Genomic DNA, 24,837 nt, shown 5'->3' with positions numbered 1-24,837 from the left:
CGGTGTCGAAGCAGAACGATTTCTCCGTCGCCAAGGCGGCGCCGGGCGCGGCCACGCGCATGCTGGCCGCACGTGTGCTGGCACAGGTGTTCACCCGTGGCCGTTCGCTGAAGGCCGAACTGGCCTGGGCGCTGCCGAAGCTGGCCGACAGCCGCGACCGTGCGCTGCTGGAAGCCCTGTGTTTCGCCGTCCTGCGCCGCCGCAGCACCTATGACGCGGCGCTGCAGTCGTGGATGCAGAAGCCGCTGTCGGCGCGTGATGCCGATCTGCGCACGCTGCTGATGGTCGGGTTCGCCCAGCTGGACGTGCTGGAGCTGCCGGCGCACGCGGCGCTGTCGGCCACCGTCGATGCCGCGCGTGCACTGGGCCGTGAGCGCCAGGCGGGCCTGGTCAATGCGATCCTGCGCCGCGCGCAGCGCGAAGGTTTCCCGGAGCAGCCAGCGCGCGATGCCTTCCCGGAATGGCTGGCCGATGCGGTGGAACGCGATTGGCCGGCACAGGCCGACGCGATCTTCAGCGCCAGCCTGCAACCGGCGCCCCTGTGGCTGCGCGCCAACCGCCAGCAGGGCGGTCGTGACAAGGCACTGGCCGCGCTGGCCGAAGCCGGCATTGCCGCAGAAGCCAGTCCGCTCAGTGCCGACGCGTTGCGCCTGGCCTCTCCGGTTGCCGTGAATCAGCTGCCCGGCTTCGCCGAGGGCGCGATCTCGGTGCAGGACCTGTCGGCGCAGTGTGCCGCCGATGCGCTGGCCCCGGTGGCCGGTGCCCGCGTGCTGGACGCTTGTGCGGCACCCGGAGGCAAGTCGGCGCATCTGCTCGAGCGCGACCCCAGCCTGCGCCTGCTGGCGCTGGATATCGACGCGCGCCGCCTGGCCCGTGCACGCGATACCTACACCCGTACCGGCGTGGGCGAGCATGCGCAGACCCTGGCGGCAGATGCCAGTGATCCGGGCGCCTGGTGGGATGGCGTGCCGTTCGACGCGATCCTGCTTGATGCGCCGTGCTCGGCGACCGGCGTGATCCGCCGCCAGCCGGATGTGATGTTCCACCGTCGCGCCGAAGACATCGATGCACTGGTCGGCGTGCAGGCGCGCCTGCTGGAAGCCTGCTGGTCGATGCTGCGCCCGGGCGGCGTTCTGTTGTATGCCACCTGTTCGATCCTGCGCGCCGAGAACATCGATCAGGTGCGCGCGTTCCTGAAGTGGCATCCGGATGCCGTGGCGCAGCCGCTGGGCGATGCATTCGGCGTGGATTGCGAAGGGGTGGCGCGCCAGAGGCTGCCGGGTGAAAACGATGCTGACGGTTTCTTCTACGCGCGTCTGTTAAAAGCAGCCTGACCCCCGCTGCCGTTTCGAGTCCCATGCTGAAAGCCCACGCGTCGCGCCAGACGTGGTTGTTGGTGGTGATGGCCCTGCTGGTGCTGGGGGCCGGCCTGGGCCTCCGTGATCCGTGGCCCTCGGACGAGCCACGTTTCGCGCTGGTGGCCAAGCAGATGGTCGACAGTGGCTACTGGTTGTTCCCGCATCGCGGCCCCGAGCTCTATTCGGACAAGCCGCCGATGCTGATGTGGTTGCAGGCGGCGATGTACAGCCTGGTCGGCCACTGGCGGGTGGCGTTCCTGCTGCCCTCGCTGCTGGCCGCGCTGGGCACGCTGTGGTGCGTGGTCGATCTCGGCCGCCGCCTGTGGACGCGCCAGGTGGGGCTGTACGCGGGCTGGGCACTGCTGTTCGCGCTGCACTTCACCTTCCAGGCGAAGAAGGCGCAGATCGATCCGCTGGTGGTGCTGTTCATCACCCTGGCCAACTACGGCCTGCTGCGCCATCTGCTGCTGGGTCCGGCCTGGCGCTGGTGGTGGCTGGGCTGGTTCTTTGCCGGCATTGGTGTGATCACCAAGGGCGTAGGCGTGCTGGCGCTGATGATGATCGTGCCGGCGGCAGTCGCATCCGTGCTGCACTGGCCACGGGTACGCCTGCACGTGCGCGACCTGCGTTTCTGGCTGGCACCGTTGGCCTTCCTGCTGGCGGTGTCGTTGTGGCTGGCGCCGATGCTGCTGGCAGGCTTCGCCACCGGTTCGGAGCCGTACCGCGCCTACATGGACGACATCCTGTTCCGGCAGACCGCGCGGCGCTATACGCAGTCCTGGGACCATCACCAGCCGTGGTGGTACTTCCTGGCGATCATGCCGTCGATGTGGATTCCCGCGTTTCTGCTGCTGCCCTGGGCGCTTCCGGCCTGGTTCCGGCGGCTGCGCCGGCGCGATGCGCGCTACCTGCTGCCGTTGGCCTGGTGGCTGCTGGTCGTGCTGTTCTTCTCCCTTCCGCACGGCAAGCGCGACGTCTACATCCTGCCGGCATTGCCGATGTTCTGCCTGGCGCTGGCGCCGTTGCTGCCCGGGCTGCTGAGGCGGCGCGATGTGCAGCGCGTGCTGGGCGCATTCACCGCGTTGCTGGCACTGGCGCTGGGGCTGGTGGGTGCGCTGGCGCTGCTGGGTGATCCGGATTTCGAAGTGCGCCTTGCTCATGGCCGCGGGTTGCTTCCCGGTGCCACCGATGCGCTGGCCTGGGCGGCGCTGGCGATGGCGGTCTGGTCGGCCTTGAGCCTGTGGGTGTGCGGGCGCCAGCGTCGGCACGTTGCCCTGGCCTCTACCCTGGCAGGAGTCTGGGTGCTGTACAGCCTGGTCGGCTATCCGGTGTTGAACGACTCCAGCTCGGCCCGTGGCCTGATGCGTGAAGTGAGTGCACGCATCGGTCCGCAGGCCGAGCTGGGACTGGTGGCATGGAAAGAGCAGAACCTGCTGATGGCTGATCGCCCGGCGGCCACCTTTGGATTCGAAGCACGTTGGCATCAACAGCTGCAGGCGGCCGTGCGCTGGCAGCGGCTGGTTCCGCAGCGACGCTGGCTGCTGGTGAACGAGGATGCGATGCAGGCCTGCATCGATCGTGCGCGGGCCGAGATGGCGGGCATTTCCAATCGTCGCCGCTGGTGGCTGGTGCCTGCCGATGCGGTCGCCGGCGACTGCCGGCCGTCAGTGGCGGAACTCGAGCACGAGCGCCGCCTGCAGGGGCCCGGCATCACCGATTGAGCGTTCGGGGAACGTGGCTCAGGTGCTGGCCAGGGCGGCGTGATAGCTGGCCAGCGTGGCGTCGGCGAATGTCTGCAGGCCGAACTCCCGCTGTGCATGGCGGCGTGCTGCGCGGCCCTGTTCCGGCAGCGCATCGCGCTGTGCGTACAGCGCCTGTACCTGGGCGGCGATGGCGTCGATGTCGCGTGTGGCAACCACCCAGCCATCGACGCCTTGTTCGATGTTCTCCGGCAGGCCCGCGTAGTCGCTGACCAGCATCGGCTTGGCGCTGGCCATCATCTCGCGGCAGGCGAAGGAGATCGTCTCGACGTCATGGGACAGTACGAAGCCAGCATCGCCGGCCGCGATCAGGACACGGGTATCGGCCAGCAGGCCGGTGAAGTGCACCTGCGCGGCCACCTCGCCCAGCGCCTGCACCTGTTCGCGCTGCTGCGCGCTGGGCAGGTGGCCGGCCACGGCCATGTGCACATGCGGACGCACCGCATCGGGCAGCCGTGCGATGGCCCGGGCCAGGTCGATCCAGCCCTTGTAATCGTCGGTGCCGGCATTGCTGACCAGCACCAGCGCCTGTGGATCCTGCGTCCACTGCTGGCGCAGCGCGCTGCCGGTGCCGGCCGGCTGCGGTGAGTAGCGCTCCAGGTCAACGCCATTGCGGACCACGTCGATCGGGCAGCGACGGTACGGGCCCTGTTCCAGCAGGCGCTTGGTGTCGGCCGAGACCGCGATCAGCCGATCGGTGGCCCAGCGTGCGCGCAGCGCATTGCCAAAGGTATTGGTGGGTTTGCTGTTGTGCTTGGTCAGCACGATCGGCGGGCGGCGCATGCCCAGCAGCCCCTGCATCACGAAGCGGTGGTCGCGTGCACCGTTGACATGGATCAGGTCGATGCCTTCATCGTGGACCAGCCTGCGCAGCGCGCGCTGTTCGGCCAGCTGCCGGGGCAGCGTTGGCAGGCCGCTGCCGAACGCAATCGGCAGTGTGCGGGCAATGCCTTCATCGGCCATGGTCCGCAGCAGGCGGCTGTCGGCCGGCGCGGCGACGTGGAGCGTGTGCTGGCCGTGCAGCGCACGCGCCAGCGAGACGATGTACGTGGTGTGGCCGCCACCGTCGCCGTAGTGGAAGTTGGTGTACAGGATTTTCATGGGGGGTCTTCAGGCAACGCCCACGCAGTGTGACACAGCGTGGTCAAGGCCGGTCCGCGGAAGGCGCCGGGTCGGCCACCGCCTGTCCATTGCCCAGCATCCACAGCATGATGGTCTTCTGCCGCACGTAGTTGGCGCGGACGTAGGCGTAGACCAGGCCGTGCCAGCCGTCGCGGAAGCCGCCACGGAACAGGAAGCCGCGCCAGAACCGCCAGGCCGGCGCCAGCACCAGCTTGCCCAGCGTGGCCCGCTTGCCGCGTGCGAACTCGTGCTCGGCCATCATCCGCGCGTACTTCTCGGTCTTGGCCAGCTGCTGCTGCAATGACCGGTACGGATAGTGGATCAGGTCGCCGCGCAGGGTGCCCACACTGCCGTCGACACTGGCCGCCTCGTGGATCTCGCGCTTGCCGCGCCAGCCGCCGCGGCGGCGGTCGAACAGGCGCATCACCCGGTCCGGGTAGGCATTGCCATGGCGCAGGAACTTCCCGAAGTACTCCGAGAGGCGGGCGAAGCGGTAGCCGGCCTGGCCGGCGAAGCCACCGTCGCGGGCCTGCTCGATGGCCGTGCGCAGCTCGGGGCTGATGCGCTCGTCGGCGTCCAGGCACAGCACCCAGTCGTGGCTGGCCTGCTCGACGCAGAACGCCTTCTGGCTGCGGAAGCCCTCGAACCGGCGCTGCAGCACGCGGGCACCGGCGGACTCGGCGATGGCTACGGTGGCATCGGTGGACTGCGAGTCCACCACCACGATCTCATCGCAGAAGGCCAGCGAGGCCAGGCAGTCGCCGATGCGCCCGGCCTCGTTGAACGCGATAATGCACGCCGAGATGCGAGGCCGTTCGATGGGAGCGGTCGTGGAGGACATGATGGCCGGGTACCTGTTGTTTGCGACGGAGCGCTATGCGCTGCCTATTCTCGCCCCGTTGGCGCAGGCCTTGCACGCGTCCGGGCAGGAGGTGGCGGCCTGGTTCGAGGACGGCGCGGCCGGCAGCTGCCTGCCGGGGGTGCCCAACGTGGGCCTGAAGCAGGCCCTGGCAATGCGTCCGCGGGCGGTGTTCAGCGCGGCCAACTGGGTGCCGACCTTCCTTTCGGGGGCCAAGGTGCAGCTGTTCCATGGCTTCAACGTGGAGAAGCGGGACAGTGCGCGCGGCCACTTCCGGGTGCGCGGCATGTTCGACCTGTACTGCACGCAGGGGCCGGCCACGACCGCACCGTTCCGCGAGATCGCCAGCCTGCAGGGCCACTTCGCCGTGGCCGAGACTGGCTGGCCGAAGCTGGACCCGCTGTTCCGCGATGACGGAGGCGAGAGTTCCGCGCTGCGCGCACCGGCCGGTGACCGCCCGGTGATCCTGTTCGGTTCCACCTTCACCGAGCGGCTCAGCGCGGCCCCGCACCTGCATGCGCAGATCGCCGCTGATATCGCCGCCGGTGACCACTACTGGCTGCTGACCCTGCACCCGAAGTGCCCACCGGAACTGTTCGAACGCTACCGCGCGCTGGCCGGTGCCAATGCCCGCTTCATCGAGCCGGAGCAGGTGATGGCCGCGCAGCGTGCCGCCGATGTGCTGGTGTCGGACACCTCATCGATCGTTTCGGAGTTCATCGTGCAGCACAAGCCGGTGGTGACCTTCCGCAACCGCGTGCCGAAGCCGCACATGATCGACTTCGATGATCCTGCGCAGCTGCAGGCGATGCTGCAGCGCGCGCTGCACCCGGACGCCGCGCTGCAGGCGGAAATCGTGCGCTACGCCGATGCCATCCACCCTTACCGCGATGGCCGCTCCAGTGAACGGGTGATCGCGGCCACCGAGGATTTCCTGTCCGGTGAAATGGGTGCGTTGCGGCGCAAGCCATTCGGCAGCTGGGTGCGCGATCTGCAGATCCGCAAGGACCTGGGGTATTGGGGCCCGTCGCAGCGCTGATGCCTCGCTGAACCCGCTCGCGGTAGTGCCGGCCGCTGGCCGGCAACCTCGGGAATGGCGGCAGTTGCCGGCCGGCGATCGGCACGACCTGTAGTGCTTACCAGCGCAGCTTGCGCCGCGCCAGCGCCGCGGCCAGTTGATCCATCACCTGTTGGGCCTGTGCCTGCGGCAGATGATGCAGCGTCAGCGCCACATCACCATGCGCGCCGGCGGTATCCAGCTGCAGGCTGCTGGTGCCCAGCAGTTTGTCCAGCGGCGAGCGTTGCAGGCGCAGGCCCTGCACCTTGTCCAGCTCGGCCCAGCGCCACCAGCGCTTCCACCAGCCGCCGCGCACCGCCACATAGTGTTCGTCCAGGTACCAGCCCATGCGTGCCATCTGCCGGTGCGCGACCAGCAGCGCCACCGGTAGCCACGCCAGCACCAGCAGGCCCCATGGGCCCCAGCGCCAGTACGCGGCCGCAGCCAGCAGCGGCACCAGCACCAGTGCGCCCAGGCACAGCCGCCACCAGCCGCGCTGCGGAATGGACTGCCATTGCAGCGGAGGCCACTGCAGCTGCGGCAGCAGGTGCTGCACCAGCTGCTCACAACGTGTACTGGACGCCAGCGGCGCGAGTTCGCGCAGGGCGCGGTCCTCATCGCGCGCGGGGCCACCGGCGGCACTGTCGATGCGCAGCTGACGCAGCCCGAACCAGCGCTGCAAAGTACCTTCGCGCAGCGTCCAGGCCTGGATGCGCCGGCGCGCCACGCTGCTGCGGGTGCGGCTGAGCAGACCGGCCGATACGGTCAGGCGTCGGTCCTGCTCGCTGAGGGTGAAGCCGTGGTAGCGCAGCAGCGTCAGCACCACCGACAGCACGCGCAGCGCCAGCCAGCCCAGCAGCAGCGCGGCAGCCAGCAGCAGAAACGCGCCGGTCACGCCGGGGTGCAGATGGCTGGCGTAGCCAAAGGCTTCGCGTCCACCGCGCTGGAGGGCATCGTCCATCACCGGCCGTGGCACGGTCTGGAACAGCACGCCGAACGCGGCGATCGCCAGCGCCCAGCCGCGGTTGGAGAGCAGGCCCATGCGTACCACGTCCCAACTCGACAGGCGCAGCAGTACCTGCTCGTTCTCAGTCGCGGTGCTGGCAACCGGGTCGGGCTCGGTGATGCCGGCGGCCTGCGGCGCCTGCCCGCGCTGGCGGACCAGCCGTTCCAGCGCCAGCGCCTGGTCCAGCTTCAGCACCCGCATCTCCGCTTCCGGGCGCACGCCACCGGCCGATTCCAGGCGCAGCTCGGCCACACCAAACAGACGGTGCAGCGGGTTCTGCCGCACCTCCACGTTGTGGATGCGCGCGAACGGAATCTCGCGCCGGTTGCGCGCGAGCAGACCGCTGCGCACGGTGATCGCATCACTGCCGATACGGTAGCGGTAGCTGAGGTACTGCAGCACCGACACCAGTACCAGTGCGGCAATTGCCGTCAGCGGAATCAGCTGCGCCCACATCGGGTCGCGGTCGCCGCGCTGGCCGAACACCAGCAGTGCGACCAGCGGCAGGAAGTAATGGCGCAACTGCATCAACAGTACGAACAACCACGACCACGGATGCAGGCGGTGGTCCTCGCCACCGGCGGGCAGTGCTGCAGGCAGAGGCGGTGGCAGGCTCACAGGGCGTCGGCGTCCTGGTCGAGCTGGTGGGACAGGGTATCGCGCAGGCGCTCGGCATCCGCCTCGTCCAGGCCGCTGACGGTCACCGCGCTCATGCGGGTGCCGGCGGTGTGCACGATCAGCGTGGCCAGGCCAGCACGGCGTTCCAGTGGTCCACGGCGCAGGTCCAGGTGCTGCACGCGCGAAATGGGGATGCGCGTTTCCAGCTGCCACATCAGGTCGCGGCGCAGGCCCAGCCCTTGGGCATCCAGCCGCCAGCGGGTGCGGACCAGGCGCCGGCGGCCGAGCCAGGCGCCGAAGACGATGCCGATCAGCAGCCCAAGGGCGGCCGTCCACAGGCCGCCGGGCAGGTCGAAGAACCACGCGGCTGCGGCCAGCGGCAGGCCCGGCACAAACAGGCCGCCGAAGGCACCTTCCAGTGCGGCCAGCCGCGCGGCGCGGCGCGGCAGCGACTGCCAGGCATCGGTGGTCGGAGCAGTAAGGGGAACGTCGGTCACGCGGGCTCCGTCAGGTGGCAAGGCGGGCGGTGGCGGCCGTGGCCGCACCGCGCAGACGGTAGCAGGTCGGCTGCGTTACTGGGCAGCCTGGATCAGCGCGTCCACATCCAGCATGTGGCCGGCACGATCGGCCTTGGTGCGCAGGTAGTGCTCGTTCTCGGCGGTGATCTCGCCGGTGACCGGAATGCAGTCCAGCACCTCGATGCCAGCGTTGCGCAGGCGCTGCGCCTTGGTCGGGTTGTTGCTGAGCAGGGCCACGCGCGAAATGCCCAGGCCGCGCAGCATCGCCACCGCGCTGCCGTAGCGCCGTTCGTCGGCGCCGAAGCCGAGCTGTGCATCGGCATCGATGGTGTCCAGGCCGTCATGCTGGTAGCCATAGGCACGCATCTTGGCCGCGATGCCGGTACCGCGGCCTTCCTGGTCCAGGTACAGCAGCACGCCGCCGCCCAGTTCCTTCAGCTTGCGCAGGCCGCGCCGCAGCTGGTCGCCGCAGTCGCACTTGAGCGAACCGAACAGGTCGCCGGTCAGGCACGAGGAGTGCACGCGTACCGGTACCACCGCCGACAGATCCGGTTCGCCGACGATGATCGCGACCTGGTCACGCTGGGCGACGCCACCACGGAACACCGCGAACGTGGTCATGCCGACATCGCGCAGCGGTACCGGCGAACGCGCCACCAGTTCGTAGTCATGCGCGGCATGTGCTGCGCCCTCGGCCAGGTCGCACAGCGCAACCTCGGCCGCGCCATCGAAGGTGCGGTCTTCGGCGTCCAGGCGCACCGCCACCATCGCCGGCAGCAACAGGCCGAGGCGGGCCAGTTCCACCGCGCCTGCATCGAAGGCGTCACCGGCGCTCCAGCCGTCCGGCATCGGGCCCGGTTCACGCAGGTAGCCCAGCGAGGGCAGGGCATCGAAGGCAATACCCGCCAGCGGCAGGCGTGCTCCTTCCGGGGCCTCCACGCCGAGCACGCGGGCGCGGGTAGCGGTCAGGAACAGGTAGTGGCGCTCGCGCGCGGCGCTGGCGAACGTGGCGAAGCTGCTGGCGGTGGCGCTGTCCAGTGCGATCACCGCCAGGCGCTGGCCCTGGCCATCGTGGAGCAGCACCGGGCGACCGGCGCGCAGTTCGGCCACCGCGCGTTCGCAGCGGATCGCGGCGGGATCGCCGAACAGGGAAGAGGCAGCAGGCATGGCAGGACCGGGGGAGGCGGACATCGCAGTCTCTATGGGGGCGCCGGCGTCGTATTCAACGTGGTGCGGCCGCCGGTCGCAGGTGCCAGGTGGGCCTGAGTGCGGCAGCCGTCAGTGCGGATGCTCTTCGGTCGCATACGGGTCTTCCTCGCCGCTGCCCGGTGGCCGCAGCGTATAGCGCTTGTAGGTCCACTGGTACTGGGCAGGATCGCGGCGCGCAATGCGCTCGATGCCGGCATTGAGCGCGGTGGCGGCCACCTGCGGGTCCGGGTCGGCCACGGCCGGGTCGGTCGGCTCGATGTGCAGGGCAAATTCCATGTCCGGCCCGATGCGCTCGCACCAGCCGTACAGCACGGTGGCGCCGGTGCGCTCGGCCAGCCGGTTGACCAGGGTCATGGTCAGCGCCTGCACGCCGAAGAACGGCACGAACACGCCGTCGCCTGCCTTGGGCTGCTGGTCGGGCAGGATGCCGGTGGCACCGCCGTCCTTGAGTACCTTGAACAACTGGCGCACGGCCGGGCCTTCGGCGCGCACCTGCTGTACGTTCTGGCCGCCCCGCACCAGCTGCAGGAAGGCATCGCTGGCCTCGTCCTCCGGTGGCTTGTAGACGATGGCGATCTGCCCGCGCGAGGCCAGCCACTGGTTCAGCAGCTCCCAGTTGCCGAAGTGAGGTGCGGCCACGATCACGCCCTTGCCGCTGGCCAGGGCCGCGTCGTACAGGGCCTCGCCGTGGCGCTGCTTCAGGTGCAGGCGCAGGTTGTCGGCCGGCGCCTGGCTCCACAGGCGCAGGGTCTCGATGGCCTGCAGGGCGGTGGAGCGCAGCAGCTCCCGGTGCAGGCGGTCGCGCGTGGCGCGGTCCAGGTCCGGGTAGGCCAGCTCCAGGTTGCGTCGGGTGACGCGGCTCTCACGGGCGTTGAGACTGATCCAGGTCCAGGACAGGGCACGGGCGATTCCCCGCAGCAGCGGCCAGGGCAGGCGGGCGAACAGGGTGGTGGCGCGGTAGACCAGCCGGGCTTTGCGTTGCGGATTCATCTGCGCCAGTTTAGCCAAGGGCGCTGCTATCGTGGCCGGCCCCGTTCATTGGAGCCCACGATGCTCGTCCTTATCCAGCGTGTCAGCCAGGCTGCCGTCCACGTCGATGACGAAGCGGTCGGCCAGATTGGTCCGGGCCTGCTGGCGCTGGTGGGCATGGAACCGGGCGATACCGAGGCCCAGCTGCGGCGCATGGCCGAGCGCCTGCTGGGCTACCGGGTGTTCGCCGACGAGGCCGGGAAGATGAACCGCTCGCTGCGCGACACCGGCGGCGGCCTGCTGCTGGTCAGCCAGTTCACCCTGGCGGCCGATACCCGTTCGGGCATGCGGCCCAGCTTCACCAGCGCCGCACCGCCGGACGAGGCTGAACGCGGGTTCAATCGATTTGTCGAGATCTGTCGTGAAAATCACGCACCAGGGGTGGAAACGGGCCGATTTGGTGCCCATATGGTCGTCAGCCTGGTCAATGACGGTCCCGTGACCTTCCTTCTCAGGCCCTGAGCCTGCGGGACCACCGCCCGGCAGGCGGGGCCCCGGGCTGGTATAATGCTACGTTCCCTATTTCTCCCTAGCCGGTGGCGCGAGCACTACATGGCCAACGAACGTCCTGCCCAATCCGAAATCAAGCAACTGATCAGCAAGGGCCTGGAACAGGGCTACCTGACCTACGCCGAAGTCAATGACCATCTGCCGGACGACATGGTCGACCCGGAACAGATCGAAGACATCATCGGCATGATCAACGGCATGGGCATCGATGTCCATGAAGTTGCGCCGGATGTGGAAACCCTGCTTCTCAACGATGGCAACACCGGTAACCGCGAAGTCGATGACACCGCGGCCGAAGAAGCTGCCGCCGCGCTGAGCGCGCTCGACACCGAAGGTGGCCGTACCACCGACCCGGTGCGCATGTACATGCGCGAAATGGGCACCGTCGAGCTGCTGACCCGCGAAGGCGAAATCGCCATCGCCAAGCGCATCGAGGAAGGCCTTTCGCAGGTCCAGGCCGCCCTGGGCCAGTTCCCGGTCTCGGTCGAGTCGCTGCTGACCGACTACGAAGCCCACAAGGAAGGCAAGAAGCGCCTGGCCGAAGTGATCGTCGGCTTCAACGATCTGGCCGATGAAGTGCCTGCGCCGGCCGCTGCCGCGTCCGATGACAGCGATGATGCCGACGCCGAAGGCGACGAGGACGAGGACGATGATGTCGAGGGTGGCGAGGAAGAAGCCGCACCGACCGGTCCGGACCCGGAGGAAGTCGCTGCGCGCATGCAGGCGCTGAGCGATGCCTTCAATGCCTTCAAAAAGGCCGCCACCAAGGGCGACAAGAAGAACCTGCCGCGCCTGCGCGAAGAGATGTCGGCGGTGTTCGTCACCCTGAAGCTGCCGCTGCCGCTGACCGACGTGCTGACCAAGCAGCTGCGCGACACCATGGCGTCGATCAAGGCCCATGAGCGCCGCGTGCTGAATCTGGCGACCGTCACCGCCCGCATGCCGCGCAAGGACTTCATCCGTTCCTGGGAAGGCAACCAGACCAATCTGGAATGGGTGGAAGATGCGCTGAAGCGCAAGCAGAAGTGGTCTTCGGCCCTGCGCGAAGTGAAGGACCAGATCATCGCCGAACAGCAGGCGACGATCGACATCGAGAAGCTGACCCAGCTGGACCTGGAAGAGCTGAAGGAAATCAGCCGTGCCATGGCCTACGGTGAAGCCAAGGCGCGCAAGGCCAAGAAGGAAATGGTCGAGGCCAACCTGCGCCTGGTGATCTCGATCGCCAAGAAGTACACCAACCGCGGCCTGCAGTTCCTCGACCTGATCCAGGAAGGCAACATCGGCCTGATGAAGGCCGTGGACAAGTTCGAGTACCGCCGCGGTTACAAGTTCTCGACCTACGCCACCTGGTGGATCCGCCAGGCGATCACCCGCTCGATCGCCGACCAGGCGCGCACCATCCGTATTCCGGTGCACATGATCGAGACGATCAACAAGTTGAACCGCATTTCCCGCCAGATGCTCCAGCAGTACGGCCGCGAGGCTACGCCGGAGGAGCTGGCCAAGGAAATGGACATGCCGGAAGACAAGATCCGCAAGGTGATGAAGATCGCCAAGGAGCCGATCTCGATGGAAACCCCGATCGGCGACGACGAGGATTCCCATCTGGGCGACTTCATCGAGGACACCAACGTGGAGTCCCCGATCGAGAACACCACCAACATCAATCTGTCTGAAACCGTGCGCGACGTGCTGGCCGGCCTCACCCCGAGGGAAGCCAAGGTGCTGCGCATGCGCTTCGGCATCGACATGAACACCGACCACACCCTTGAGGAAGTCGGCAAGCAGTTCGACGTGACCCGCGAGCGCATCCGCCAGATCGAAGCGAAGGCCCTGCGCAAGCTGCGTCACCCGAGCCGCTCGGAGCAGCTGCGCAGCTTCCTGGATATCGATTGATTTCCAGCGGCTGTTGAAGCGTTGAGAGAAACCCCGCTTCGGCGGGGTTTTTCTTTGCCCACCATATCCCTGCAAAGGCCGGCCCATGCTCGGCTGAGGCTTATGATTACGTAACAAGTAATGTAACGGAAGGCCCGCGTCGAAGCTGGCTCTTCGTGAATATACCCATTATTTTCAAGTTCATAGGTGCACGGCCGCGCTTGCAGTCCCGCTTTTTTGATGCTAATTACGTAACAAATTTCGTATTACGTAATGCACATGCCACGCGCTCAACGCCCACAGGTACTGGATCTGATCGCTCAGCTGGCCCCCGGCCAGCCGCTACCTGCCGCGGCGCTGGCCGAACGTCTGGGGGTGGACCGGATGGCGCTCAGCCGGCTGGTGGCCGCCAGTGGCCCGCAGGTGGTGCGCATGGGCAGCACCCGGGCAACCGCCTATGCGCTGCGGCGGCCCACCCGGGCCGGCAGCGAATGGCCGCTGTACCGGTTGCGCGAAGATGCGACGCTGGAGGAGCTGGGGCGGGTAATTGCGCTGGTAGGAGGCGGCTTCCACGTCGATGCCGGGCCTGACTGTCCGAACCTGCGACGCGCGCCCGAAGGTGACGTTGCCGCCTTCTTTCCTGACTTGCCGTGGTACCTGGATGACCTGCGACCGCAGGGATTTCTTGGTCGCAGCTTCGCCCATGGCCGTGCGCAGGCGCTCGGCCTGCCGAAGGACCTCAAGAGCTGGCAACCGGACGATGTGTTGATGGCCCTGGTAACCGCTGGCGGGACTGAAGCGGGCGATCTGCTGCTCGGTACCGCCGCCGTGGAGGCGGCGATGGAGACGTTGCAGGTGCCGATCGATCGGGTTGCGGCCGACGATCGTCTTGCACAGTATCGCGAGCGTGCGCGTGCTGCGCTGGACGGAGAGGACGTGGGCTCCTCGCCGGGTGGCGAGCAACCCAAGTTCACCGCCACCGTAGAGGCCTACGGCAGGCGCCGCTCGGTCCTGGTCAAGTTCGCGCAGCCCGATGAAGGCGCCGCCGCCCAGCGCTGGAGCGATCTGCTGGTCTGCGAACATCTGGCGCTTGAGGCCCTGCGCGAGTCCGGACAAGCCGCGGCGTCCAGCGAACTGCTGCAGTCGCCCACGCACACCTTCCTGGAAATCGAGCGCTTCGACCGCACGCCCGATCTGCTGGGGCGGCGAGGCCTGGTCTCGCTGCTGTCGCTATCGTCTGCGTTCACCGGCGAGGTCACCCCAGCGTGGCCGGTTGCAGGCGCCGAACTGCGTGATCAAGGCTGGCTGACGGCCGACACCGTGCAGGCGATGGGCCGACGCCATGCGTTCGGGCGGCTGATCGGCAACAGCGACATGCACCACGGCAACATCGCCTTCCACTTCATTGATCGCGGCCCGCTGCCGCTGGCGCCGGTCTACGACATGCTGCCGATGTCGCTGGCGCCGTCAAAGCTGGGCGTGTTGCGCGCGGACGAGCCGCTGTCGCCGGTCGCGCCGCTGGGCAGTGGTGATCTGCAGCATCTGCGCTGGGCGGCACCGGTGGCTGAAGCATTCTGGCAGTGCGTGGCTGTTGACGGGCGGATCCAGTCGCCGGCAATGCGGTCGTTGGCGGGGGCGAACGCCGAGCGGGTGCGGGAGATGGGCGCGCGGTTTGGGTGAGCCAGCTGTTGCGCAAGCCTGGGCGCGTGGCGTTGCGCAGCGATGGCTGAGGGTTTTTCAGTGTGTCTTGGCGCCGGCGGGTAGCCGGTTGAGCGCAGGCTCCACTACACTGTAAAGCTGCGCAGGGCCTATAGCTCAACGGTTAGAGCAGGGGACTCATAATCCCTTGGTTCCAGGTTCGAATCCTGGTGGGCCCACCAACCCAGCGTGCATGAACGGCTGCTGGTCTGCCTTCAAGGCAACATCTGATCCACACGCAAGGATCGAACATGCCCGACACCCGCCCCCCGGTGGAAGACTTCACCACTGAAATCGAAGACAGCCGGCATCTGTTCGCCTGGTGCCTGGTGCGCTACGGCCAGATTCCCGAAGCGCTGGCAATCGAACAGGCACGCGAACGCTATCCGGACCAGGCCGCCGGCCACGAATACGAGCACGAACTGCTCTTCCACGACGAGCCCTGGCATTGGGCGATGCTGCATGTGCTGGGCGAAGGGTACTGGCACCAGAACCCGGAACTGTTGCAGCCGTCGCTGGAGTACGACACCGAATCGGACGCGCTGTGCCTGGCGCGCGGCGAGCCGATTCCCTTGCTGGATGAGGATGAGTATCTCGGTGCGCTTGCGCACGCGCGCCATATGCATGCGTGGACGTTGATCCATCAGGCAGGGATTGACGAAGAGCAGGCACAGCGGCAGGCGCTTGAGTACTACGCGTACTTTCCGCCGCATCATCGCTGGCGCATGTGCGTCCACGATGCGCGCGCTGCATGGGTCGACGTGATGAGCGTACTGCACATCAATGACTACTGGAGCCGGCCCGAACTGCAGAGGCCGCCTGAGGCGTACTGGCGCGCGTCACGTGCATTCGCCCTGGCGCAGGGGCTCCAGCTGCCGGAAACTCCGCCTCCCTCATGAGAGGGCGCTGCAAGGGTGGCATGATGCGGCTTCCGCCGATCCGTACGACAAGGAGCCCGCATGAAGCGCAGTGCCCGTATGTTCGTCGCCCTGACTACCCTTGCGGCACTGCCTGCCGCTGCAGAGCCGTCCGACTCACCCAGGCGCCCGTCGGTTGACACCCTGCAACGCCTGATCGTCGACAAGGCACCGCAGACGCGCGTAGCAACACCGGACCACGAGCGCATCACCGCACGGCGCATCGATATCGTCGATGACACGGGGGTGATCCGCATGACGCTGTCCGGAAAGACACCGGCACCGATCATCGATGGCCTGCAGTACAAGCGCGCCTTCAACGTGGCCGGCATGGTGCTGTACGACGACAAGGGCGGCGAACGCGGTGGCTTCGGCACCGCCGATGTCGACGGCGGCATGGCGGTGCTTGCGCTGGACCATCCGGCGATGGATGCGATCGGCTGGCGGGTATCGCCGGACGGCGCGGTGAGTTTTTCGATCAACCAGGCGCCGAAGCTGATCCGCGAGCCTGCGCTGGGCAACAAGCTGATTCCTGGGGTGCAAGCACCGACCCGCATCGGTCTGGTGGTCGGGCCTGACGGCACGCCGGCCATCGCCTTGAACGACAAGGCAGACCGCACGCGACTGCGCCTGACTGTCACTGCGGAAGGCTACGGTGCGATCGAGTTCCTCGATGCGCAGGGCAAGGTGATCCACACATTGGCGCCGGAGGCTGAGCTTCGGCGCTAGCGCGTGGGGGGCGCCGATCGGCGCTTACCCGCGCCGCCCTCTGCCATCAATGCTGTACCGCCCGGCCCCGGTGCAGGCCAGCAGCAGGAAGCCACCGGCCAGCCCCAGGTTCTTCAGGAACATGATCTGTTGGGTCTGGTCGGCGAAGTTGTGATGGAAGATGAAAGCGGTGACCAGGCTGAAACCCACCAGCACGATCGACACCAGCCGGGTCTGGAAGCCGAACAGGATGCACAGTCCGCTGCCGATCTCGAAGGCGATGGTGGGCCAGAGCAGGATGCCGGGCACGCCCATCGCTTCCATGTAGCCCTGGGTGCCGCTGAGATCACCGAGCTTGCCCAGGCCGGAGATGAGGAACAGCGCCATCAGCAGGATGCGTGCAAGCAGGTAAGCGAGCGAATGGGATGAGTGGCTCACGTCGGTGTCCTCGGAGATGGCCGGCGAAGGCGATCGGAGCCCACCGGCAGTGAAGCCCGTGTCTACGCCAAGGGCAAGGCGCCTTGACAGCTGGCCGTCCGCAGGAGACCTTTCTCCCATGACGATTGATATTGAATCGCTCAGCCTTCGGGAGCTGGGCGCCTTGGTGGTTGCCGCTGAACAGCGGAAACAGCTCATTTCCAGCCGCCGCCCGGCCAGCGCGGTGCGGCGGATGTTGAAGGCCGCCGCGGCCGAAGCCGGTTACACCCTCGAAGAACTCTTCGGTGGCGAAGCCTCGGAAACACCTGCGCCCGCCCGCAAATCCGCCCGCCGTAAATCCGGCAAAGTCGCGCCCAAGTATCGCGACCCGGAATACAAGCGCCTGACCTGGACCGGTCGCGGACGCATGCCGCGCTGGTTGGCGTCCAAGGTGTCGATGGGCCACAAGGCGACCGATTTCCTGATTCCTGGCTTGGCCAGGCCGACCGCTGGCAAGACCAGCACCATCGGCAAGCGGACCGTCATCAAGAAGGGATGAGGCTGCGGCACTGCTACCCTGCCCGGGTCTTTCAACCAAGGAGCACGGGATGGCACACGAGGGTGGCATGACGATCACGCCGAAAGTCCTGTACACAGCCGCAGGCGCGGCCGTGCTGGTCAGCCTGCTGGCCTGGGCAGTGGAATGGAGCGGGATGGCCTATGTCTGCCCGTACTGCCGCGTGCAGCGCACGGTCATCGGCGTGCTGGGTGTGCTGACGCTGTTCGCGCGACCGGGCGGCCTCATCGTGCCCTGGTTGTCGTACACCGCGGGCGGCTTCGCATTCGTGGTCGCGGCGATGCAGCACTTCAATGGCTGGAAGCGCATTTCCGCCGGAGATTTCAGCTTCAACGCGCAGTGGTATATCGACCCGTGGCTGCTGTCAGGTTGCGCGATGCTGATCCTGGTGGCGCAGCTGATGCTGGTGCAGGCCGCATGTCGGCGTAGTCTGCACTGAAGCCTGCCCACGGGCGTAGCGTCAGGCGTTCTGGAACACCGCCAGCTGCGCAGCAAACGCACGCTGGTAGGCGGGGCGCTGCGTTGCACGGCCCACATAGGCCACCACCTGCGGGTACTCATCGAGGAGGCCGCTGCTCTTCAGGCGCAACAGCACCGAAACCATCATCAGGTCGCCGGCGCTGAACTCGCCCTCCAGCCACAACGCCGATCCCAACCAGGCGGACAGCTGCGCCAACCGCATACGCACGCGCTCATCGAGCATTGGCAGACGCTGCGCATACCAGGGCTGTTCGCGCTCCAGCACCCAGGCCATCGAGCGCTCGACGATGGGCGGCTCCACCGTATTCAATGCAGCGAACACCCACATGATCGCGCGCATGCGTGCATCTGGATCAGCAGGAAGCAGGCCGACATGCTGCTCGGCCAGGTGCAGCACGATCGCGCCGGATTCGAACAGGACCTGGCCGCCGTCCTGCCAGGTGGGGATCTGCCCGAAGGGGTTGCGCGCCAGGTGCGCGGGCTGCTTCAGCTCGGCAAAGCCGAGCAGCTGCACGTCATAGGGCACGGCCAGCTCCTCCAGCGCCCAGCGTGCGCGCATGTCACGGGCCAGGCCCTGGCCGCGGTCCGGGGAAGTGGCGAAGGCTGTGAGGATCGGGCACATCGTGGCACTCCTGCAGGTCGAAGGGCCTGCCTTTCCTGTTCCGACGAACCACGGGGCGGGAAATCGACACCCTTCCCGGGACGGCGGGCGATACACTGCCCGCCACCCACCACTCCTGTGCCTCCTCATGTGGCAGCGCCGCACTTCCCTGGCCGAACTGCAGCAGCAACGCGATGTGCTGCAGGCTGAGATGGATGCTGACGCCCAGCGATGGGTCTCACAGCTTCCGCCGGATGATCTCGTGGCAGCGCTGACGCCGCAGGCGCGCCGGCTTCAGGAGCTCAATCAGCTGATCCTGCGGGCTACACCACCGCGTGAGCTGATGAAGCGCCTGAAGGCGCTTGAGCGCCAGCTGCTCGAGCCCGGTACACAGAGCGCAGGCGTGCGGAGGGGACTGGAAGATGAACTGCGCGATCTGCACCTCTACTTCAGCAATCCCCGCCGTCGCCCATTGACGGCAAAGGTCATTCTCATCCTGTTCGCCTGCGTTCTGGCCGCCTTGTTCCTGCCGAGGCTGCTTGTGGACCTGCTGATCGCTCTCTAGGCCGGCCTCACCCCGCCCGATGCAGTTTCCGGTACTGGTCCGGCGTGCACTGCGCGTGCCGCTTGAACATCTCGGCGAAGGCGCTGACGCCGGAATAGCCCAGCTCCTCGGCGATCCGGCTGATCGGCCTGCGGGTGCACAGCGCCTCGGTGGCGCGCACGAACTTCACCCGTCCACGCCAGTCGCCGAGCGACATGCCCAGCTCGCTACGTGCCAGGCGTTCGAGCTTGCGCACGCTCATGTGGTGGCGCAGCGCGATTTCGGCAACCGATTCGGCCATCGACAGGTGTTTCTCCATGTACGCCATCACCTGCTTCAGCGCATCGCTGCTGGCGATCGGCAGGAAGCTGGGCAGTACGGCCGCATTGACGATCTGGTCGATCACCACGGCGGCCATGCGCCGCTGGGCCGGGGTCTGCGGATCGGTCACGCCCTGTCGTGCCAGTTCGTGCAGCAGCTCGCGCAGCAGCGGGCTGACTTCCAGTGCACGGCAGCGATCAGGCAAGCGGCGTGACAAGGCCGGCGACAGATAGGCCGAGCGGTAGGCCAGCTGCGAGCGGTTGCGCGAGTAGTGGGCCATTCCCGGTGGAATCCAGATCGCGTAGTGCGGCGGGGACACCATCCATTCGCCGTCGATCTTCATCTCCATCACACCCTGCGCGACGAAGTTGAACTGGCCCCACGGATGGCTGTGCGTGCCCCAGTCCGTGGGCTCCATCGCACCCTGCCGGAAGTAGATCGGACCGGGCAGCTTGTGGAAGGTGGGGATTGGCTCCATCGGTTGCCGCAAGCCGGGGTCGGTGTGGCGCATTTTCGGGATGTCCTCGATATGCGCCAAGCGTACGCTGGCCATTCCCCTACGTACACCCGCGTTCCGTGAACTATCTTTTCCCGATCCTCGCCTGCCTGCTGTGGGGCGCGAACACCATCGTTACCAAGCTTGCTTCGGGCTCGGTCGGTCCCATCGACATCGGCTTCTTCCGCTGGCTGGTCGCGGCGGTGGTCCTGCTGCCGTTGGCGCTGCCACGTCTGCGCGAAAACCTGCCGACCGTGCGCGCCAATCTCGGGCGCTTCCTGGTGCTGGGCTGCCTGGGTGGGGTGATGTACCAGTGCCTGGCCTACTATGCGGCGCACTTCACCTCGGCCACCAACATGGGGGTGATCCAGGCGCTGATTCCGTTGATCGCGCTGGCGCTGTCGCGCGTGTTCATGGGCCATCCGGTGCGAGGCACTTCCATTCTTGGCGCGGTGATCTCCACTGCCGGTGTGGTGGCGGTGGTCTCGCAGGGCGACCTGGCACGGCTGGCGGCGCAGGGCCTGAACCGCGGCGACGCGATCATGCTGATCGGCGCATTGGCCTTCGCCGCCTACAACGTGCTGATGCAGCGCTGGAAGATTCCGCTGTCGGTGCTGGAGTCGCTGTTCCTGCAGGCCATCGCTGCATCGCTGATCCTGTTGCCGGTACAGCTGCTGGTCGGCACCGGGGTGAACAACCTCACGGCGGTCGGCTGCATCGGCTTCGCCGCCGTGTGCGCTTCGATCCTGGCGCCGCTGACCTGGATGACCGGACTGTCACGCCTGGGCGCTGCGCGCGTCTCTGGCTTCTTCAACCTGGTGCCAATCGTGACCGCCGCGCTGGCTGTACTGCTGCTGGGAGAATCGCTCAGTGGCTGGGTACTGGGCGGTGGCCTGCTGGCGGTGTCCGGCGTGGTGTTCGCCGAGTACAGCGCCAGGCGCGCCGCCGCAGTGCCGAGCGAGCAGCCCGCATAGAGCTTCGGTCATGCGGGATACGTGTCTCCGCTCAGCGCCTGTTCCACCCGCTGTTGCAGCGCGTCTGCATCATGGCCGCGTTTGCCCTGCAGGCTGAGATACAGCGAAAGCGGATCCACCACATCGCCAATACTGGTGAATGCCGGCGGATAGGCCCAGATCTGCAGCCGTGCGCTCTGAAGGCAGTCCGGGCCGGGCATGGGAAGTGCGCCCAGCAACCGCCACGCATCGATGTGCAGTGCGCGGGTGCCACCGATCGGGGGCGGTGACGTTTCAGCAAGCGCATCGAGGCCTGCCATCGGCGCCGGATGCCCCGCATCGCGGAGTGCCTCGGCGGTCGGGCCCCAGCAGACATCCACTTCCTTCAGGATGGGGGAACGCAGGAACGGCTGTGCCCTGGCCCAGACCTCGTCGCGGTTGCCGGCCAGCTTCAGGAAGCGCTCGCGGCCCCCGGTGGAGCGTTCAACCAGGCCGCGACCGACCAGTTCGGCAGACAGGCGCGACGCCGTCATCGAGGTGTAGCCGGCGACGGCACTGATCTCGCGCGGCGACCACCAGCGCGACTGGCCGCTCAGCAGCACGTGGATCAGTACGGCCTGCGCCGAAGGCAGCAGCGAGATGGCTTTCTTCTCATGATCGGGGTCGTCGCGGAACTCAATGGCCAGGCTCGGCGCGAACAACTGGGTGTGCGGGACCACGAAGTCGATGTGGTTCTCGACCAGGAAGCGGCGCTGGGTCGGCGTGAGATAGGGCGATACGTACAGCACCAGTGCATTCGCTGCAGAGCGCAGGCAGCGCACATCCTGGATCACACGGGTGCTGGATTCGCCCGGCTCGCGGGCCACGGCGAGCATGGCGGGGGTTTCCCCGTACAGCATCAGCCCGGCGAGGTGGTAGCGCGATGCCATCGCGTGGGGAATGGCATGCAATGAAGCAAGTGGATGCACTGCCGAGGCGAGCCCGGGAAGAATCCTGCGCAGGTACCGCTGCGCGTCAGCGACCAGGTCGGTCAGGCCGGTGCGAACTGCCGTCGTCATCTCGTACTTCCCTTGCGGCGGCATGTCCGGAAGATCGGAACCCGGCCACACCGTCACATTCAGTGGTGAACCTGGAGACGGGTGTGCAGTGTCGGGGCGCGTGGCGATCCATGCGGTCCTGCTCCTTAGCCGTCATGACATCAAGTGTTGCCGGGAACCTTGGAGATTCCGTCGAAAAACGATGGAGATTGGGTGGAGGCGGTGTGCATCGTGGCCGGCGGACTCCCCTTCCGCCGGCCACGAGCACGGACCTGCCCGTCAGAATCGCTGCGAGTACTTCACGTACACGGTGCGGCCGATATCGAAGCCGCCGTAATAGGGGAAGGAGCTGGACGGCTTGGAGAACATGATCGGGCCCTGGTGGTTGAACACGTTGTTCGAACCCAGCGCCACGGTGCCGTCCCACGGCAGCTTGTAGCTGACCTGGATATCGTGGAAGGCATTGGAACCGACCTTGCGCAGGGCATCCGGCTCACCGTAGGCGTAGCGGTCGGGCAGGGTGCACGGACGGTTCGGTACGCAGTTTTCAACCATGCCGGAGTAGTAGCGCACGGTGTACTGCGTGCTGAAGTTGCCGAGCTGCCAGTTCACACCCAGGTTCGAGCGCAGGCGGGAAATGCCCGGCTGGCCGATGCGGCCCATCATGATCGTATCGCCGGCCGAGTTCTGGTTCTCCTCGTCGTACTTGGAGACATAGCTGTTCTGCAGGTCGATGGTGAAGCGGCCGAACGAGAACTCGGGCAGGCGGTAGCGGATGCCCAGGTCCCAACCTTCGGTTTCCATCGAGCCCAGATTGGCCAGACCGTAGAACATGCTGGTGATGTGGCCATCGCCAGCGCGCTTGACGCTGCCACAACGCGAAGCGTTGCCGAGCACGTAGCAGTCACGCAGGATGCGGTCGACGCTGTCCTGGATGATCATGTTGGTGATCTTGTAGCTGTACCAGTCGAGGTTGATGTCCAGCCCGTCCACCCAGCGCGGGCTCCAGACCACGCCCACGGTCTTGCTCTTGGACTCTTCCGGGCGCAGCTTCGGATCGGAGCCGGTGGTGAACTCGTCAGGCGTGGCGCACGGATAGCTGGCGCAGGGCTTCAGGCTCTGGTTCAGCTGCTGGTAGCCCAGCGGGACGCCGGCGGCGTTGCAGGCGGCATTGCCGTTGACGCTGTTGGTGGCGCCGATGCCGCACGGGTCGACATAGGTTTCGAAGCTGGTGCCCAGGCCGCCATACAGATCGGAGATGCTCGGTGCGCGGAAGCCTTCGGCGAAGGTGCCACGGATCATGAGCTCTTCGTTCGGACGCCAGGCGAAGCTCGCCTTGGAGTTGGTGGTGCTGCCGAAGTTGCTGTAGTCGGAGTAGCGCGTAGCCAGGTTCACGGTCAGTTCCTTGGCGAACGGCAGGTCGCGCAGGATCGGCACGTTCACTTCGGCGAAGAACTCGTTGAGGCTGTAGTCACCGGCGGTGGTGGATGCGCCCAGTGCAGTGCTCTGGCGCGACTGGGCGAAGGCATCGGGCACGAAGCGGCCTTCTTCCTTGCGGTACTGATACCCCAGGGCGACGGACAGGTCACCGGCAGGCAGTTCGATCACCGGGCCGGAGATGTTGGCGAAGTAGCTGCGGGTCTTGGTGATGCCGGTATCGTTGAACGTCGGGAACAAGAAGCGCTGCAGTTCGGGATCGGAGAGAGAGCCAGCCCCCGCGACCCCGAACGGCAGCAAAGGATTCCAGGCCAGGCAACCCGAGACCGGCGATGCCGCCGTGCCACACCGGGCCACACCGTTGGCATCGAGGTAGGAGGGCCCCAATGCCTGCCGGGAAGCGATCAGGCTCATGTCGCCACGGCCTGTTTTTGTAACTTCATTGCGGTTGAACAACGCGCCGACTTCCCAGTCGTACGTCTTGGTCCCCAGCTCGAAGTAGCCGGACAGACTGGGTGCAACCCGCAGCGACTTCAGCTTGCTTTCGGTCGTGCGCGGCACTTCCCACAGGCGGCGATTGAACGCGATGCCGTGGTCGAGCGGGTTGAATACGCTGGCCGCGTCCAGGGGCGTGCCGAACTTGGTCGACTGGTACGGGTAGCCCGCGATCTGCTGGTCGGTGGTGCGCTCGTTGTAGCCGATGTCGGCAGTGAACTTGATCTGGTCGGTCAGCGCATAGTCCGTGCTCAGGAACAGCGAGCGGCGCTCGATGCCGGTCTGCAGGTGCATCTGGTCGTTGCCGTTGGCGAACTCGGCCGGCGTGATCGGGTGGTAGTCGTTCGGGTTCTTCGGATCGCCGCCACGATTGAGGGTCTTGAATACGGCATCACCGGTATTGCACTTGTAGAGCGCCGGGTCGCACCACGAACCGTTCTGGCTGATGTTGCTCCAGTCCGCGCCCGGATAGTTGGGGCCGGCGCCGCCGTACCGGGAGAACTCCCGGTCGCGGGCAAACACCGGGTCTGACTTCTGGTATTCCAGTGCGAGCGTGTACCCGCCACGCTCCCCACGGGCGCCGGTGACCAGCGAGAATGTGCTGTCCTTGCCATCGCCCTGGCTGAACTGCCCGTGCTGCATGGACACTTCCAGGCCTTCGTAGTTCTTGCGGGTGATGATGTTGACCACGCCAGCGATTGCATCCGAGCCGTACAGCGAGGAGGCGCCGTCCTTCAGCACGTCGATGCGTTCCACCGCGCTCATCGGAATCTGGCTGAGATCCTGCAGGCCGCTGGTGGTCGCGCCGAGCCGCTTGCCGTTGACCAGAACCAGGGTGCGCGTGGCACCCAGATTGCGGATGTTGACGTAGTAGCCGCCAACGTTCTCGCCGGACGCCAACGCGCGCGCACGCGAGATGGTCGGCGCGCCGGTGGAGGTCAGGTTCTGCAGCAGGTCGGCGATGGTGGTGAAGCCCTGCTGCTCGATCATCGCGCGGGTGATGGCGATGATCGGCTGCTGCGTTTCGATATCCACGCTGCGGATGGCCGAACCGGTAACCTGGATGCGATCGAGGTTCTTCGGTGTTCTATCGCTGTCATCCTGCGCATGCGCGGCCGGTGACCAGGCCGCGGCCAAGGCCGTGCCCACTGCCAGGGAAAGCAGGGTGTACTTGTAGTGCATTTGGCTCTCTCCAAATCCAGTTGAATGGGTTTCCGCATCGCTGCGTGGAAACC

At 66.8% G+C, this 24,837-nt stretch carries 23 protein-coding genes and 1 tRNA gene; 13 read left to right on the top strand and 11 right to left on the bottom strand.

Features of this window, described 5'->3' with window-relative positions:
• Window positions 1–2 precede the first annotated feature (2 nt).
• Both rsmB and ACZK13_RS18660 read left to right on the top strand, forming a co-directional pair.
• Window positions 3–1,334 carry a 16S rRNA (cytosine(967)-C(5))-methyltransferase RsmB gene (gene rsmB / locus ACZK13_RS18665; RefSeq protein WP_010481181.1) on the top strand — a complete coding sequence of 444 codons (1,332 nt, stop codon included), beginning with the start codon at window positions 3–5 and terminating at the stop codon, window positions 1,332–1,334.
• Window positions 1,335–1,357: 23 nt separating this feature from the next.
• The gene (locus tag ACZK13_RS18660) at window positions 1,358–3,079 is read left to right on the top strand and encodes an ArnT family glycosyltransferase (protein WP_253143468.1); all 1,722 of its coding nucleotides are present in this window, start codon (window positions 1,358–1,360) and stop codon (window positions 3,077–3,079) included.
• A gap of 18 nt (window positions 3,080–3,097) precedes the next feature.
• Here ACZK13_RS18660 and ACZK13_RS18655 read toward each other — a convergent pair whose 3' ends face one another.
• Window positions 3,098–4,219 carry a glycosyltransferase family 4 protein gene (locus ACZK13_RS18655; protein ID WP_125892196.1) on the bottom strand — a complete coding sequence of 374 codons (1,122 nt, stop codon included), beginning with the start codon at window positions 4,217–4,219 and terminating at the stop codon, window positions 3,098–3,100.
• Between the two features lie 43 nt (window positions 4,220–4,262).
• The gene (locus ACZK13_RS18650; protein WP_049461969.1) at window positions 4,263–5,081 is read right to left on the bottom strand and encodes a glycosyltransferase family 2 protein; all 819 of its coding nucleotides are present in this window, start codon (window positions 5,079–5,081) and stop codon (window positions 4,263–4,265) included.
• Between ACZK13_RS18650 and ACZK13_RS18645 the strand changes: the two genes are divergently transcribed.
• Window positions 5,080–6,138, top strand: a complete 1,059-nt coding sequence (locus ACZK13_RS18645) for a CDP-glycerol glycerophosphotransferase family protein (protein WP_253143467.1) — start codon at window positions 5,080–5,082, stop codon at window positions 6,136–6,138. The two genes, ACZK13_RS18650 and ACZK13_RS18645, sit on opposite strands and share 2 nt — an antisense overlap.
• 97 nt (window positions 6,139–6,235) lie before the next feature.
• Here the strand turns inward: ACZK13_RS18645 and ACZK13_RS18640 are convergent, their stop codons facing one another.
• The 4 genes from ACZK13_RS18640 to ACZK13_RS18625 form a co-directional block, all read right to left on the bottom strand.
• A complete protein-coding gene (locus tag ACZK13_RS18640) occupies window positions 6,236–7,780 on the bottom strand; it encodes a PH domain-containing protein (protein WP_032128560.1) in 1,545 nt (514 codons plus the stop codon).
• Window positions 7,777–8,277, bottom strand: coding sequence for a PH domain-containing protein (locus ACZK13_RS18635; protein WP_049401009.1), 501 nt, complete (start codon window positions 8,275–8,277; stop codon window positions 7,777–7,779). Before ACZK13_RS18635 ends, ACZK13_RS18640 begins: the two co-directional genes overlap by 4 nt.
• A gap of 75 nt (window positions 8,278–8,352) precedes the next feature.
• The gene (gene ribA, locus ACZK13_RS18630; RefSeq protein ID WP_125892204.1) at window positions 8,353–9,489 is read right to left on the bottom strand and encodes a GTP cyclohydrolase II RibA; all 1,137 of its coding nucleotides are present in this window, start codon (window positions 9,487–9,489) and stop codon (window positions 8,353–8,355) included.
• An 87-nt stretch (window positions 9,490–9,576) separates the two neighbouring features.
• A complete protein-coding gene (locus ACZK13_RS18625; protein WP_032128563.1) occupies window positions 9,577–10,497 on the bottom strand; it encodes a lauroyl acyltransferase in 921 nt (306 codons plus the stop codon).
• A gap of 60 nt (window positions 10,498–10,557) precedes the next feature.
• Between ACZK13_RS18625 and dtd the strand changes: the two genes are divergently transcribed.
• From dtd to ACZK13_RS18595, 6 genes are all read left to right on the top strand, one after another.
• Window positions 10,558–10,998, top strand: coding sequence for a D-aminoacyl-tRNA deacylase (dtd, locus tag ACZK13_RS18620; protein ID WP_049401012.1), 441 nt, complete (start codon window positions 10,558–10,560; stop codon window positions 10,996–10,998).
• A 90-nt stretch (window positions 10,999–11,088) separates the two neighbouring features.
• On the top strand, window positions 11,089–12,942 hold the full coding sequence (gene rpoD, locus ACZK13_RS18615; protein ID WP_032128565.1) for an RNA polymerase sigma factor RpoD: 1,854 nt from the start codon (window positions 11,089–11,091) through the stop codon (window positions 12,940–12,942).
• Between the two features lie 258 nt (window positions 12,943–13,200).
• Window positions 13,201–14,601 (top strand): type II toxin-antitoxin system HipA family toxin YjjJ, encoded by a 1,401-nt coding sequence (yjjJ, locus tag ACZK13_RS18610; RefSeq protein ID WP_065428852.1) that lies wholly within the window; start codon window positions 13,201–13,203, stop codon window positions 14,599–14,601.
• Window positions 14,602–14,725: 124 nt separating this feature from the next.
• Window positions 14,726–14,801, top strand: a tRNA-Ile gene (locus ACZK13_RS18605).
• 69 nt (window positions 14,802–14,870) lie between these two features.
• Window positions 14,871–15,518: a hypothetical protein gene (locus ACZK13_RS18600; protein ID WP_125892317.1), complete on the top strand. Its 648-nt coding sequence runs from the start codon at window positions 14,871–14,873 to the stop codon at window positions 15,516–15,518.
• 60 nt (window positions 15,519–15,578) lie between these two features.
• Window positions 15,579–16,265, top strand: coding sequence for a hypothetical protein (locus tag ACZK13_RS18595; RefSeq protein WP_253143466.1), 687 nt, complete (start codon window positions 15,579–15,581; stop codon window positions 16,263–16,265).
• Between the two features lie 24 nt (window positions 16,266–16,289).
• On the opposite strand, the gene ACZK13_RS18590 is transcribed toward ACZK13_RS18595, so the two are convergent.
• Window positions 16,290–16,682: a DoxX family protein gene (locus ACZK13_RS18590; protein ID WP_032128569.1), complete on the bottom strand. Its 393-nt coding sequence runs from the start codon at window positions 16,680–16,682 to the stop codon at window positions 16,290–16,292.
• A 118-nt stretch (window positions 16,683–16,800) separates the two neighbouring features.
• Here ACZK13_RS18590 and ACZK13_RS18585 point away from each other — a divergent pair, with 118 nt between their 5' ends.
• Together ACZK13_RS18585 and ACZK13_RS18580 are read left to right on the top strand one after the other, a co-directional pair.
• A complete protein-coding gene (locus ACZK13_RS18585; protein WP_006395620.1) occupies window positions 16,801–17,220 on the top strand; it encodes an H-NS histone family protein in 420 nt (139 codons plus the stop codon).
• 49 nt (window positions 17,221–17,269) lie between these two features.
• Window positions 17,270–17,677: a hypothetical protein gene (locus ACZK13_RS18580; RefSeq protein ID WP_253143465.1), complete on the top strand. Its 408-nt coding sequence runs from the start codon at window positions 17,270–17,272 to the stop codon at window positions 17,675–17,677.
• Between the two features lie 21 nt (window positions 17,678–17,698).
• Here the strand turns inward: ACZK13_RS18580 and ACZK13_RS18575 are convergent, their stop codons facing one another.
• On the bottom strand, window positions 17,699–18,340 hold the full coding sequence (locus ACZK13_RS18575) for a glutathione S-transferase family protein (RefSeq protein WP_253143464.1): 642 nt from the start codon (window positions 18,338–18,340) through the stop codon (window positions 17,699–17,701).
• A 127-nt stretch (window positions 18,341–18,467) separates the two neighbouring features.
• On the opposite strand from ACZK13_RS18575, the gene ACZK13_RS18570 reads away from it, so the two are divergent.
• A complete protein-coding gene (locus ACZK13_RS18570; RefSeq protein ID WP_125892323.1) occupies window positions 18,468–18,884 on the top strand; it encodes a hypothetical protein in 417 nt (138 codons plus the stop codon).
• A gap of 7 nt (window positions 18,885–18,891) precedes the next feature.
• Here the strand turns inward: ACZK13_RS18570 and ACZK13_RS18565 are convergent, their stop codons facing one another.
• The gene (locus ACZK13_RS18565; protein WP_125892380.1) at window positions 18,892–19,695 is read right to left on the bottom strand and encodes an AraC family transcriptional regulator; all 804 of its coding nucleotides are present in this window, start codon (window positions 19,693–19,695) and stop codon (window positions 18,892–18,894) included.
• A gap of 65 nt (window positions 19,696–19,760) precedes the next feature.
• Between ACZK13_RS18565 and ACZK13_RS18560 the strand changes: the two genes are divergently transcribed.
• Window positions 19,761–20,654: a DMT family transporter gene (locus ACZK13_RS18560; protein WP_253143463.1), complete on the top strand. Its 894-nt coding sequence runs from the start codon at window positions 19,761–19,763 to the stop codon at window positions 20,652–20,654.
• Between the two features lie 8 nt (window positions 20,655–20,662).
• Here the strand turns inward: ACZK13_RS18560 and ACZK13_RS18555 are convergent, their stop codons facing one another.
• Window positions 20,663–21,691, bottom strand: coding sequence for an IclR family transcriptional regulator (locus tag ACZK13_RS18555; RefSeq protein ID WP_049423782.1), 1,029 nt, complete (start codon window positions 21,689–21,691; stop codon window positions 20,663–20,665).
• 258 nt (window positions 21,692–21,949) lie between these two features.
• Complete coding sequence (locus tag ACZK13_RS18550; protein ID WP_253143462.1) at window positions 21,950–24,784, bottom strand: TonB-dependent receptor; 2,835 nt, start codon at window positions 24,782–24,784, stop codon at window positions 21,950–21,952.
• Window positions 24,785–24,837 lie beyond the last annotated feature (53 nt).

This window comes from Stenotrophomonas sp. 99219_Sma (assembly GCF_056480785.1).
This window is presented reverse-complemented; position numbering and strand designations above follow the sequence as displayed.